Origin of the sequence: Micromonospora sp. NPDC006431, assembly GCF_042870725.1 — a bacterium.
Lineage (GTDB): Bacteria > Actinomycetota > Actinomycetes > Mycobacteriales > Micromonosporaceae > Micromonospora.
In genome coordinates, this window is record NZ_JBIAHQ010000025.1 from 27,132 (window position 1) to 39,581 (window position 12,450).

Genomic DNA, 12,450 nt, shown 5'->3' on the forward strand with positions numbered 1-12,450 from the left:
TGCGCCCCATGGACGTCATCGCCGGACTGCACAACACGGTCCGCGGGCTCGTCAAGGACGGGCAGTTGAAGCCGGATGCCGGTGAGGACCTGACCAAGCGGCTGCGGGACGCTGCGGAGAAGCTCGCCGATGGTGAGGTCGACAAGGCGCGGGACAAACTCGCCGAATTTGGCAAGAAGGTGGCCAAGCTGCGCGAGGACAACAAGCTCTCCAACGCCGGATACCAGACCCTTGCCGCAGGGCTGGCGCAGCTCGCAACGCTGCTACCCAACCGCTGATTGCTCGGCCGGTCGAGCCGACCGGTCACCACCCGCCAGCGCAGGAACCCCCGTGTGACTGGGCTCGGTAGTTGGCCGATGGCGGCAGGCCGGGGCAGCACTGGCTCTCCTCCGGTGTGGACGTGCTCGTCGGGCGGTTGCGATCCTCGCCCGGTCTGGAGGCCGGTAGTCCGGCGCTTCGCCCGGCCTCCGGACCGGCGAGGATCGCAACATCGTCGGCCGGCTGCTGCTCCTCGCCCTGGTCGCGCTGGCTGCGCCCGGCCTCCGGACCGGACGAGGAGCCCAACCCCCTTGTGGCTTGGGTGGGCGGACCGATCCAGCTCGTGCTGCACGCTCCGCTGTTGCGATCCACGCCCGGTCCGGAGGCCGGGCGCAGCGGGTGCTCCTCTCAGCCGTTGGGTAGGCGGCTCACTGGCTGCGATCCTCGCCAGGTCCGGAGGCCGGGCGCATGTCACGGGGAGCCGGGCCGTCGTAGTCCGCGAGTAGTGGCGGCGGTAGCGGGCCCTTGATCCGTCGCCCTGAGCCGCGCTCCTCCCATGCGTGGGCGAGGATGCCCACCGAGCGGGAGAGAACGAACAGGCCGCGGGCCAGTTCGGGCTCGAAGCCGAGTTCTCCGTAGACCACCGCCGTGGCGCCATCGATGTTCATCGGTACCGGATGCGATCGGCCCTCGCTCAGCCGGCGCTCGATCTCCTGGGCGGCGCGTAGGTGGCTACCCGCGAGGTGTCCCGCCGCGACTCGCTCCGCTACTGCGTTGAGCAGTGGATCCCGGCGTGGGTCACGTGGATGGAACCGGTGCCCGAATCCGGGTACGTGGGCTTTGCGGGCTCGGAAGTCGGCGAGGACGTCGCAGACGGCCTCTTCGAGCGGGACGTCGGAGCGGGCGACCAGCGCGTCGAGCAGTTCCAGGCACTGCTGCCCTGCGCCGCCGTGCACATCGCCGAGCAGGTTGACGCCGGTGGCCACCGCTGCGTTGAGACCGACCCCGCAGGTGGCGGCCATTCGTGCGGCCGCGATCGAGGGGGCTTGCGGGCCGTGGTCCACGGCGGCGACTAGGGCCATCTCGAGGAGTTCGGCCTGTGGCATGGACGGTAGCTCGCCGCGCAGCAGCAGATAGGCCATGGCGGGGAAGGACACCGAGCCGATCAGCTGTTCGACGGGATAGCCGCGCAGCCGGATGACTCCCGGTTCAATGTCGGAGACCGCGGTTGACCACCAGGCGGTGGCGTCCGCGGTGGTGACTCGGGCGCGCGCTGCCGCGTGTGCGTCGGTCATACGGCTCCCTCCGCCCGGAGCCTGGCTATGTCCGCTGCTCGGAACCCGAGCTCGGCGAGCACCGTGTCGGTGTGTTCGCCGAGCAGCGGTGGCCGGCTGCTGGCGCTCACCGGGGATCCGTCGATGTGGGTGGGCAGGCCGAGCACCTTGAGGCTGCCACCGTCGGTTGCGGGGGACGGCACCTCGGAGACCAGCCCACGGTGAGTGACCTGGTGGGATGCCAGTGCGTCGGGGACCGATACCACCCGGGCCGCGGGCACCCCGGCGGTGGCCAGCAGCTCGTCCCACTCTCGGGCCGGACGCTTCCGCAGGCTCAGTTCCAGCTCTTCCCGCAGGGTCTCCCGGTGCCGCTTCCGGTCCTCCCGGGTACGGAAGCGCGCGTCGGCGAGCAGCTCCTCGCGGCCGAGAACCGAGCAGAGCGTCTCGAACTGCTCCTGCCGGTTCGCGGCGATGTTGAGCATGTCATCGGCGGTGGCGAACGTCCCGGAGGGAGCCGACGTCGGGTTCTCGTTGCCCATCGGCTCGGGTTCACGGTCACCGATCAGGTAGTTGGAGACCACCCAGCCCATGGTGCTCAACGCGGCGTCGAGCATGCTCACATCGAGGAAGGCTCCCTGGCCGGTTCGCTGCTTGCGTACCAGGGCGCCCGCCACCGCGAACGCGGCGGCGAGGCCCCCGATCGAGTCGCACACCGGGTAACCGACCCGCAGGGGCGCGGTCTGCGGCGTTCCGGTGACGCTCATGATGCCGGACAGCCCCTGGATGATCTGGTCGTAGGCCGGTCGCCGGCTGTCGGGGCCGGTCGAGCCGAATCCGGACACCGCGCAGTAGACGAGCCCCGGGTATTGCTCACGCAGCCGCTCCCAGCCGAAGCCGAGCCGTTCCAGCACGCCGGGGCGGAAGTTTTCGATCAGCACGTCGGCGCCGGCCAGCAGGCGTTCGAAGACTTCCCGGCCGGCCGGGCTCTTGAGGTTCACGGTGACCGAGCGCTTCCCGGCGTTCTGAGCGAGGAACGAGATGCCGAGTCCCTGCCTCGACAGCTCGGCGTCGGCGCCCAACTGGCGGGCCAGGTCACCGGTGCCCGGCACCTCCACCTTGATGACGTCGGCGCCCAGCAGGGCGAGTTGGTAGCCCGCGAAGGGGCCGGCCAGCACGTTGGTCAGGTCCAGCACACGGACCCCGGAGAGCAGGGGTGCGCCGGTCACAGGAATGCCTCCACGCTGCCGAGCCCTTGGTCGCTGATCCGCCGGGCGGCAGTCACCACCGCGTCAACGTAGGCCGCGATGCGGTCGGCGGTGAACCGCGAGGTGGGGCCGCTGACCGAGAGGGCGGCGAGCACCCGGCCGTCGTGGGCCACGATCGGGGCGGCCACCGCGGAAGCTCCGAGTTCACGTTCGCCGTGGCTGAAGGCGTACCCGGTCTCGCGTGTCGATGCGACCGTGCGGGCGAGGGCCTCTGGGTCGAGGCCTTCCGCCGCAGCGAGCCGCTCCAGCAGTCCGTTCGGGGCGCCGGTCAGCAGCACGCGCGCCGTCGCGCCGCGTGACAACGGCATCGGTACGCCGAGTGGCACGACGCTTCGTACCGTCGCGGTACCCTCCTCCTGCGCGATCGAGACCCGCTCCGTGCCTTGCCGGACGTACACGTTCACGGTTTCACCGCACCGGTCGACGAGTTCGCGCATCATCGCGCGGGTGTGGTCCGAGACGTCCCACAGCGACGCTGCCAGATGCGCCCACCTGAGGAAGGCCGGCCCTGGGGCGTAGGTCGTCTCACTAGGCCGGAGCAGCAGGCCACGGGCTTCGAGGGTCGCGCAGACCCGGACCACGGTCGTCTTCGGCAGGCCGGTGGCGGCCACCAGGTCCCGGAGTGTCCGGGTCGGGTGCGTGGTGTCGAACAGCGCCAGCACGTCGATGGCGCGGGCGATGCTGCGCACCCCACCGTCGTGCGGTTCCGTCTCGTCGGGCCGGGCCATAACGCCTCCTGAATCAACCGCGTGGCGGTATCACCATACCGGCAGATGGTTTGAGCGAGTCAAGTCCGGCCAACGACTCGGCCTTCTCGACTCCCAAACCATTACGCGGTCCGGGGGGTTCACATAGCGGTTTGCTTGCGCTAGCGTGACGGCACTCACCCACCCCCACCAGCACCATCACCCCTGAGGAGGAAGGCCATGCGTGCGGTTCGGCGCCCGGCTACTCGACGTACTGCCGCGATCGCGGCGGGTCTGGCCCTGAGCACCGCCCTGGCGGCATGTGGCCAGAACGCCGGCGGGTCGTCATCGGATCAGTACCCGTCCAAGACGATCAACTTCATGGTGCCGGCGGCGGCCGGCGGTGGCTGGGACTCCACCGCTCGGGCCATGCAGCAGGTCATCCAGAAGAAGAACCTGGCCCACAAACCGGTCGAGGTCTTCAACGTCGCGGGCGGCGGTGGTGCCACCGGGCTGGCCCAGCTCCAGAAGGAGAAGGGCGACCCGCACGCGCTGATGATGACCGGACTGGTCATGATCGGCGCGCTCACCCGGGCGAACTCGCCGGTCTCCCTGAAGAACACCACGCCGATCGCCACCCTCACCGCCGAGGCAGAGGCCTTCGTCGTGCCGGCGAACTCGAAGTACAAGACCATCCAGGACGTCGTCAACGCCTACCAGCAGGACCCCTCGTCGGTCACTTTCGGCGGCGGCAGCGCCGGCGGCTCCGACCACCTCGTCACCGGCCAGCTGCTGAAGGCCGCCGGCACCGATCCGAGCAAGCTCAAGTACGTCGGATACTCAGGCGGCGGTGAGGCCACCGCGGGCATCCTGTCCGGCGACGTGGGCGTCGGGGTCTCGGGCGTCAGCGAGTTCGAGAGCCAGATCGAGTCCGGAAAGATGCGCCTGCTGGCCATCAGCACCGCAACGCCGCAGGAGGTCGCGGGCAAGCCGGCCCCCACCCTCAAAGACGCCGGCTACGACGTCGACTTCAGCAACTGGCGCGCCGTGGTCGCCGCACCGGGCCTCTCCGACAAGGACAAGCAGGCGGTCACCGACCTCGTGGACAAGCTGCACGAAACCCAGGAGTGGAAGGACGTACTCAAGACCAACGGCTGGGACGACTTCTACAAAACCGGTGCCGAGGCACAGCAGTACATCGAGGGCGAGACAAAGCGCGTCGAGCAGCTGTACAAGGACCTCGGGCTGTGAGTCACCCGAACCCGACGCACGGCGGAGCCCCTGGCCGCGGGGACTCCGCCGTACGGGACCCGGAGATCGCGGTGCACGAAGCGGAGCCCGACCAGCCGGGTGCCGAGGAGCACAGCGCGGCCGGGCGCTCACCGGTCGGTCCGCTCCTGGTGGGAGTGGTCATGCTGGCCCTCGGCGTGCTCATGCTCACGCAGACCTTCAACATCAAGGGAGGCGGCTTCGAGCCCAGCGGTCCGCGATTCATGCCCTTCGTAGTCGCGTCGCTGTGGACGGTGCTGGCGCTCATCTACCTGGTGCAGCAGGTCTCACGGCTTGTCAGGCGTGCCGACAACCTGCCGGCCGAGCGGTTCACCCACATGCTGGGCGCGGCCGCCTTGGTGGTGTTGCTCGTGATCTACGCCTACCTGCTGGACCCGCTCGGCTACGTGATCGCCACCAGCCTGTTCTTCCTGGGCGCGTCCCGGGCCATGGGCTCCCGCCAATGGTTCCGTGACCTGATCGTCGCGGTCGCGCTGTCACTGCTCGTGTATCTCACCTTCACGCGCGCCCTCGGCGTGCATCTCCCGGAAGGGGTTTTGGGCCTGTGAGCTCCTTCGCTGAACTGCTCGGGGGATTCGGGACGGTCCTGTCGCCGGAGAACCTGCTGTTCGCGGTGATCGGGGTGACACTCGGCACGCTGGTCGGCGTGCTGCCCGGGATCGGCCCGGCGGTGACCATCGCTCTCCTGCTACCGGTCACCTACAACTTCGACGACCCGATCCCCGCGTTCATCATGTTCGCCGGCATCTACTACGGCGCCATGTACGGCGGGTCCACCACGTCGATCCTGCTCAACACGCCTGGGGAGTCGGCGTCCGTCGCGACCGCCATCGAGGGCCACGAGATGGCCAAACGCGGGCAGGCCCGCGCCGCACTCGCAACCGCGGCGATCGGCTCCTTCGCGGCGGCACTGATCTCGACCGTCCTGCTCGCTCTCGTCGCCAAGCCGGTGGCCGGCATCGCCATCTCGTTCCGCGCCACCGACTACTTCGCGCTCATGATCCTGGCGTTGGTCACGGTGACCTCCCTGGTCGGCCGCTCGCTGGTACGTGGACTGGCGTCCCTGCTGCTCGGTATCTCGATCGGCTTCATCGGCCTCGACGGCGTCTCCGGCGAGCCCCGATTCACCTTCGACAGCCCGATGCTGTTCAACGGGATCGACTCAGTGCTGCTCATCATCGGCCTCTTCGCGATCGGCGAGACGCTGTACGTCCTGGTCAAGGGCCGCACCCGGCCGGGCTCGGTGACCCCGCTCGAGCCCGCATCCGGCGGATTCATGTGGCTCAGCCGCAACCAGTGGCACCGCTCCTGGGCGCCCTGGCTGCGGGGCACCGCCTTCGGCTTCCCGTTCGGTGTGCTGCCCTCCGGAGGCGCCGAACTGCCGACCTTCCTGTCGTACTCCTACGAGAAACAACGGTCCCGCGGCCGCAAGGAGTTCGGCAAGGGCGCCATCGAAGGCGTCGCCGGGCCGGAGGCCGCCAACAACGCTTCGTTCTCCGGCGTACTGGTGCCGCTGCTGACGCTGGGCCTGCCGACCTCCGCGACGGCTGCGGTGATGTTGGCAGCGTTCAAGATCTTCAACCTGCAGCCGGGACCGCAACTGTTCGACAAGTCCCCGGACCTGGTTTGGGCGCTCATCGCATCGCTGTTCCTCGGCAACGTGATGCTGCTCGCGCTGAACCTCCCGCTCATCCGGCTCTGGGTAAAAGTGCTGGAGATCCCACGGCCGCTGCTCTACGCCGGCATCCTGGTGTTCGCCACGCTCGGGATCTACTCCGTCTCCGGCGCGATCACCGACATCCTGATCGCCTACGCCATCGGCATCGTCGGCTTCCTCATGCGCCAATTCGACTTCCCGATCGCACCCACGATCCTGGGTGCCATCCTCGGGCCGGAACTCGAAGACCAGTTCCGCCGGGCGCTGAGCATCGGCAACGGCGACCTGACCGTATTCCTGCACCGGCCGCTCACCGTCGCCATCCTGGCGCTCGCCCTACTGGCGCTGCTGCTCCCCTACGCGCCCAAGGTGGTGGCCCGACTGCGCGGTCGACCCGTCGAGGGCACGAGCAAGCTGGCCTTCGCCGATGAGGACTGAGAGGACGGCCACGCCGGCTCCGGACACCACGATCGTCGTCGGCTACACACCCACTCCAGCCGGCGAGGCAGCAGTTCGCGCCGCCGTGGACGAGGCTCGCCTGCGAGGCGCCTCCCTGTATGTCGTGAACGTCAGCCGCGGCGACGCCTACGTCGACCGCAACCTGGCCAGCCGCCAGCACCTCAACGAACTCCAACGGCTGCTCGCCGAGTCGGGCATCCAGCATCGGGTGGTACAGGAGGTGGGCCGGGGAGAACCCTCAGAGGAACTGTTGCGGGCCGTAGAAGAGACGAATGCGGCACTAGTCGTCATCGGGCTCCGGCACCGGACCCCGGTCGGCAAGCTCCTGCTCGGCAGCACCGCCCAGCAGATCCTGCTCGATGCGCCGTGCCCGGTACTGGGCGTCAAGCCCTAGCTCACCGCCTGGTCCACGACGGTGAGACGGTGGTGGACGTGCCGGCGAAGCTGTCGGCGCAGGTGCGGGTGTTCGCCACCGGCGACGGCCGCAAACCCGACCCGGCGGATGCGCACTCGGTGGATATGCCTGGCTTCCACACGCTGACCGTGTCCGGTGCCGGCGTAGCTCAACTGTCGGCGGCGCCGATCGGCCTACCTGTCACAGCGTCCCACGCGGCCATCGCGTATGCGACGACGTCGCTCAGCGCGGTCTGGTCGGCCCCGTCGCGGGCCTGCGCGGACATGCCTTGGAGCACCGCTGTGATGAAACGGGCCAGGGCGGCGGAATCCGTGTCGGGCGGCACGTCGCCCTCGGCCACCCCGCGCTCGATGCGCCGCTGCAGGGTGGCCAGGTCCTCCGTCCGGCATGCCGTCATGAACTGCCGGATGTGGTCGTTCTCGACCGCCCCGGTCGTCGCCGCCAACAGGACGAGGCAGCCGGTCGGATGCCCGGGCTCCACGTAGGCGTACGCGTTGTGCTGGAGCAGCGCTTCGATTGCCGCCCGGGCGGTCGGTGCCTGCTCGAGCGTGCGTTGCGGCACGGCGCCATGGGTGGCGTTGTAGTGGGCGACCGCCTCCCGGAACAGTGCCTCCTTGTTTCCGAATGCGGCGTACAGACTGGGAGACGCGATGCCCATGGCCGTGGTCAGGTCCGTGAGGGAGGTACCTTCGTAGCCGCGTTCCCAGAAAACCTGCATGGCCCGGTCGAGGGCAGCGGTTCGGTCGAAGGTACGTGGCCGTCCTCGCGTACCCACTGTCTGCGTTCCTTTCCTGGCTCCGAACCACTTGACCATGCACCGGTGAACCCGGGTAATCGCTTCACTCTGACAGGATTCCCCGATCCGGCGAACCGCGGGTCGGTCGTTCTTGCCCGGCTGCCGCGGAGGAGTCTGGCAATCAAGGCCGGCAGGCGGCGGGGCCGGGGTCCCGCTGAACGGTTCAGCCCTCCACGGCCTTGAGTCCGATGATCCCGACGAGGATCAGGGCGAGGAAAGCGAACCGCTGCGGTGAGGCGCTTTCGCCCAGGGCGACGATACCGGCGACGGCCACGCCGACGGCACCGATGCCCACCCACACCGCGTACGCGGTCCCGACGGGCAGGTTCTTCATGGCCCATGACAGCAGCACGAAACTCAGCACGGCGGTGGAGACGGCCAGCGCCGAAGGCCAGAAGCGGGTGAACCCCTCGGTGTGTTTGAGCGCGGTCGCCCACACCACCTCGAGCAGGCCGGCGGCGATGAGAATGATCCAGGCCACGGGCTGTTCCCTTCGGAGTCGGCGGCCGCCAACCACTGGTGCCGGATCGGCACCCGTGGTCGGCGGCCGTGAACGACGGACTCAGGCGGCAAATCCGCCGTCTACAGCGATCGAGGTGCCCGTGATGTACCGGCCGCCCGGGCCGGCGAGGTGGCTCACCGTGGCCGCGACGTCCGCAGGCTCGGCGTAGTGCCCCAGGGCGATGAAGCTGCGTTCGTGGTCGGCACCGTCGCCGCTGGCCGGGTTCATGTCCGTGTCGGTCGAGCCCGGGTGCACCACGTTGACGGTGATGCCACGCGGGCCGAGGTCGCGGGCCAGGCCCCGGGTCATGCCGATCAGCGCACTCTTGCTCATGGCGTACAGGCTGACCCCGGCGTACGGGACACGTTCGGCGAAGCAGCTACCGATGCTGATGACCCGACCGCCGTCGCCCATCCGCCGCACCGCCGCCTGGGTGGCCAGGTAGACACCGCGCACATGCACCGCCAGGGTCCGGTCGACCTCCTCGGTCGACACGTCCTCGATCGACGCGTACGGGAAGACGCCGGCGTTGTTGACCAGGATGTCGAGCCGGCCGAACTCGGCGACCACGCGCTCGACCGCCGCCACGACCGCCGCGCCGTCCCCACTGTCGGCTTGGACGGCGAATGCCCTGCGGCCGTCCTCCTCGATCGCGGCGACGACGGCCTTGGCCTTCTCACCGGCGCTCAGGTAGGTCAGCGCCACGTCGGCGCCGTCCTGCGCCAAGCGGGCCGCGATCGCTGCTCCGATGCCCCGGCTTCCCCCGGTCACCAGGGCGACCTTGCCGGCCAGATGCGTCACCTGAGCCCTCCCCTCTCGCTCGCTCAACATTTCTGTATCGAACGATACAGTATTCTCGGTCCATGGGGAAGGGGGCTGAAGGCCGACGGTCGCACCGTCCCAACGCCGTACCGCTCGGCTGCAATCGGCATGGACCGCTCCACTAGTGGCGGGTAGCGGCACCCCGCCCCGTAGCCGACCCCTGCGGACTCCCGACACCCGAACCGCGAGGCGCCCTCATCTCGGCTCCTCGCCGAAGTCCCCCGCCCCGCAGTTTTGGCCCACCGCCGGGTCATAGCCGCACGTTGGAAGGACGAAGATCACGGTCAGCAAACTCCTGGTGGGCAAGGTCATAGCAGAACGCCCGTGACCGTTTGTGCCCCCTACAACGTGTCACGGATCTGCGCCTTCGGCACCGATGCCCTTACGTCGGCAGGTGCGCGTGCCTGCGCCTCCCCGTCTGGTCGGCTGGCCCCTGCTACTCCGGGTAATTGCGTTGTTGGCCGGTGCGGGTCGTGTCACCGACTACCCGCGTTTACTCGGTGGCGGGCTGGCGGGCGGCAGCGCAGGATGACCTGATGGCACCACCCGCGATGGTTCTATCCGATCTTCGTGACGCGTGGAGTCCTGCGCTGGCCGACAAGCTTCTGGGCCTGTACCTGCACGGCTCGCTGATAGCCGGCGACTTCGCCCCGGACCGCAGTGACCTTGATCTGCTCGCGGTACTCGACAGCGACCCGGACGAGAACCTCCTCGCCGTGCTCGCCGCACTGCACACGGACCTTGACCGGCAGCACCCGCAGTGGGCCGGCAGGATCGAGGTGGAATACGTATCACTGGCTGCCGCGCGCGACGCAGCGCACGGCCGCATCGACCGGGACCATGTCATCGCCCGGGTCAGCCCCGGCGAATTGCTGCACCTGTTACCCGCCACCACCCACCGCATCGTGACCTGGTCCGCCGTCCACGACCACGGCCGCAGAATGCTGGGACCCCCAGCCGACACACTGCTACCCGCCGTCGACCCCACCCTCCTCCGCTCGGCTCTGCTCGACCACGTCCGCGACTGGCCGACCTGGGTAATCCACATGACCACCCCCGGAGCCCAGTCCTACGCGGTGCTCACCATCTGCCGAGCCTTCCAACGCCTCCAGCACGGCCGGCAACTGTCCAAACGACAGGCCGCCGACCAGACCATCACCGCCCGCCCCCGATGGGCACACCTCATCATCTGGGCACGCGACTGGTGGTATAACTCCGGCCAAGACACCGACCACGGCAGCGCCGACGACGTCCGGGCATTCGTGAACGAACTCAGCGCCACCATCCTGGCCTCAGAACGCACCACACACTCCGGCCACAGCCGATGACTGCCGGTCAACGGGCTTTACAGTTCTCGGCAGTGACGCTCGGTCGGCGGCAGATACGGACGTTCCGGGTCGCCGGCGTGGCGGGCTACACTGCTCGGCTGTGCGCTCGGCCGAGATCCTCGAACAGCTCGACGCCGCAGCCGAGGAGTTCCTGTTTCCGGACCTTGGCCACGGCTACTACTACGCTGTCGATGCTCGGCTCCATGGGTATCGCGACGGTGGGCAGTGGGCCCTCATCATCGAGACGGTCGGCTACTCGCCACGGGCCGGCAACCTCATCGACGTGCTCCATGTGTTCGGCAACTGCTTGACCAGCGGCGAACCTGGCTTGGACAACAGTGACTTCCTCGATCGGGTCGACAACTGGGACGAGATAGAGGACCTCGACGAGCCCGAGACCTACCGGGGAGGACCGGTAGTGATTCGTGGCCAGAAGATCGCTGTTGCCGCCAAACCAGGCGAGGACATGGTCGACGTGCTCCGCCGGCTCGTTCCGCGCCATCGCGAACTCCTCCTGGCCGACGAGGAGGAACTGCGGCGCCGGATCCGGGTCGACATACCCGAGGTGCTGCGACTGGACCAGTGGAACCACCCCGATCTGGCTGGCGGGCTACGACCCAGCGAGTCTGAGGCCTTCCGCCAGATCGCCGATGTCCTGACGACCGGCGACCTCAGGCGGTACGCGCCCAGCCTGCCGTCCAACACCCACTGGTCCAACTGGCCGGACTCGGGAAGTCTGTAGCCGGGCGAGACCAGGCAGTCCACCTCGTAGCAGTGGAGCGCACCGCGCGCCTATTCGCCATCCTCCGCGCCCCTCGGATCCGGTCCGTTGAGTACTACTGGGCTCGTACCGTGCCGACCGAGGCGCAACGCGGCAGATCCGGATACCAGGGCGGTCGCTGGTAGCTCGGGACACCGTGGCCTGTTCAGCGGGTCTGAGCCACGTCGTGCAAGCCGGCCGCTCGGCGCCAGCGGCTGACTTCGGCTTCGTGTGATCCGGTAGCGGTCGCGGCCGTGACGGCCTCCGGATCCGCTTGACCGGCCAGGAGGGTCAGGGGCCAGACCGGCACGCCCGCCGCGCCGTCGTAAGCGGCACAGGTCCATGGACCGTCGAAGTGCCACGCACGACCATCGGCGTCGGCAACGTCGTCGCCGATCTCCAGGAAGGCGTACGGCCGGAAGACCAGTTCGAGCGTGACACCGCCGCCGGGCTCGATGCTCGTGCCTTGGAACTCCGATGCCGCATCCGGGGCCTCACCGGCGCGCAGGACAACCAGACTCAGGCTCGGGCGGGGCAGCCAGCCCGTCTCCTGCGGCGGACTGTACTCGTGAACCTCGATGATGTGGATGATCCGCGCCGGGATACCAACCCGGCAGGCCTCACCAGGTGCGAGGTGGGCGGCGGGCGGGTCGATGACGTACAGCTCGTCCGGATCGGCGTGGCCCAGGGCCACCTCGCCGTTCCAGCACACGCCCTCCGCGTCCGGGTCGATCTCCCACCAGGGCCAGCGAACGCTGACGTACGCCTCGTCGACGCTCGCGACGACCGTTGGCGTGAACGGGCAGGAGATACGCAGCACGTCCCCGACGCGGTAGTCCACGCACGGCAGGTTAGCGCCCGGCACGCCGCGCAGGCCGTGGGCTGCGTTCCGTCGTCCGCCGCGGCTCATCGCTCGCCAGCGGCCAGCGCGCATGCTC

The 12,450-nt window shown here is 68.9% G+C and carries 14 protein-coding genes; 7 read left to right on the forward strand and 7 right to left on the reverse strand.

The features are described 5' to 3' along the window. Positions 1-8 precede the first annotated feature (8 nt). A complete protein-coding gene (locus ACFYM6_RS30200; protein ID WP_387280862.1) occupies positions 9-278 on the forward strand; it encodes an FIMAH domain-containing protein in 270 nt (89 codons plus the stop codon). A 408-nt stretch (positions 279-686) separates the two neighbouring features. Here ACFYM6_RS30200 and ACFYM6_RS30205 read toward each other — a convergent pair whose 3' ends face one another. Genes ACFYM6_RS30205 through ACFYM6_RS30215 form a run of 3 tightly spaced genes read right to left on the reverse strand, consistent with a single transcriptional unit; the run spans position 687 to position 3,525 of the window. Then, positions 687-1,553: a citryl-CoA lyase gene (locus tag ACFYM6_RS30205; protein WP_387280863.1), complete on the reverse strand. Its 867-nt coding sequence runs from the start codon at positions 1,551-1,553 to the stop codon at positions 687-689. After that, positions 1,550-2,758, reverse strand: a complete 1,209-nt coding sequence (locus ACFYM6_RS30210) for a CaiB/BaiF CoA transferase family protein (RefSeq protein ID WP_387280864.1) — start codon at positions 2,756-2,758, stop codon at positions 1,550-1,552. Before ACFYM6_RS30210 ends, ACFYM6_RS30205 begins: the two co-directional genes overlap by 4 nt. Then, positions 2,755-3,525 carry an IclR family transcriptional regulator gene (locus ACFYM6_RS30215; protein WP_387280865.1) on the reverse strand — a complete coding sequence of 257 codons (771 nt, stop codon included), beginning with the start codon at positions 3,523-3,525 and terminating at the stop codon, positions 2,755-2,757. Before ACFYM6_RS30215 ends, ACFYM6_RS30210 begins: the two co-directional genes overlap by 4 nt. 198 nt (positions 3,526-3,723) lie before the next feature. Here ACFYM6_RS30215 and ACFYM6_RS30220 point away from each other — a divergent pair, with 198 nt between their 5' ends. The 4 genes from ACFYM6_RS30220 (at position 3,724) to ACFYM6_RS30235 (ending at position 7,283) form a co-directional block, all read left to right on the forward strand. After that, on the forward strand, positions 3,724-4,734 hold the full coding sequence (locus tag ACFYM6_RS30220; RefSeq protein WP_387280866.1) for a Bug family tripartite tricarboxylate transporter substrate binding protein: 1,011 nt from the start codon (positions 3,724-3,726) through the stop codon (positions 4,732-4,734). Positions 4,735-4,805: 71 nt separating this feature from the next. Next, positions 4,806-5,321: a tripartite tricarboxylate transporter TctB family protein gene (locus ACFYM6_RS30225; protein WP_387280867.1), complete on the forward strand. Its 516-nt coding sequence runs from the start codon at positions 4,806-4,808 to the stop codon at positions 5,319-5,321. Beyond that, the gene (locus ACFYM6_RS30230; RefSeq protein ID WP_387280868.1) at positions 5,318-6,868 is read left to right on the forward strand and encodes a tripartite tricarboxylate transporter permease; all 1,551 of its coding nucleotides are present in this window, start codon (positions 5,318-5,320) and stop codon (positions 6,866-6,868) included. The genes ACFYM6_RS30225 and ACFYM6_RS30230 overlap by 4 nt, the downstream gene beginning before the upstream one ends. After that, on the forward strand, positions 6,858-7,283 hold the full coding sequence (locus tag ACFYM6_RS30235; protein ID WP_387280869.1) for a universal stress protein: 426 nt from the start codon (positions 6,858-6,860) through the stop codon (positions 7,281-7,283). Before ACFYM6_RS30230 ends, ACFYM6_RS30235 begins: the two co-directional genes overlap by 11 nt. Positions 7,284-7,452: 169 nt before the next feature. Here the strand turns inward: ACFYM6_RS30235 and ACFYM6_RS30240 are convergent, their stop codons facing one another. The 3 genes from ACFYM6_RS30240 to ACFYM6_RS30250 all read right to left on the reverse strand — a co-directional run bounded on the left by ACFYM6_RS30240 (position 7,453) and on the right by ACFYM6_RS30250 (position 9,433). Continuing rightward, entirely contained in the window at positions 7,453-8,118 is a 666-nt protein-coding gene (locus ACFYM6_RS30240) for a TetR/AcrR family transcriptional regulator (protein ID WP_387280870.1), read from the reverse strand. A 145-nt stretch (positions 8,119-8,263) separates the two neighbouring features. Beyond that, positions 8,264-8,581: a quaternary ammonium compound efflux SMR transporter SugE gene (sugE, locus tag ACFYM6_RS30245; RefSeq protein WP_387280871.1), complete on the reverse strand. Its 318-nt coding sequence runs from the start codon at positions 8,579-8,581 to the stop codon at positions 8,264-8,266. 81 nt (positions 8,582-8,662) lie between these two features. Then, a complete protein-coding gene (locus ACFYM6_RS30250; RefSeq protein WP_387280872.1) occupies positions 8,663-9,433 on the reverse strand; it encodes an SDR family NAD(P)-dependent oxidoreductase in 771 nt (256 codons plus the stop codon). Positions 9,434-9,960: 527 nt separating this feature from the next. On the opposite strand from ACFYM6_RS30250, the gene ACFYM6_RS30255 reads away from it, so the two are divergent. Both ACFYM6_RS30255 and ACFYM6_RS30260 read left to right on the forward strand, forming a co-directional pair. Continuing rightward, positions 9,961-10,752, forward strand: a complete 792-nt coding sequence (locus ACFYM6_RS30255; RefSeq protein ID WP_387280873.1) for an aminoglycoside adenylyltransferase domain-containing protein — start codon at positions 9,961-9,963, stop codon at positions 10,750-10,752. Between the two features lie 100 nt (positions 10,753-10,852). Further along, positions 10,853-11,494, forward strand: coding sequence for a DUF7003 family protein (locus ACFYM6_RS30260; RefSeq protein ID WP_387280874.1), 642 nt, complete (start codon positions 10,853-10,855; stop codon positions 11,492-11,494). Positions 11,495-11,678: 184 nt separating this feature from the next. On the opposite strand, the gene ACFYM6_RS30265 is transcribed toward ACFYM6_RS30260, so the two are convergent. Next, entirely contained in the window at positions 11,679-12,353 is a 675-nt protein-coding gene (locus ACFYM6_RS30265) for a hypothetical protein (protein ID WP_387280875.1), read from the reverse strand. Positions 12,354-12,450 lie beyond the last annotated feature (97 nt).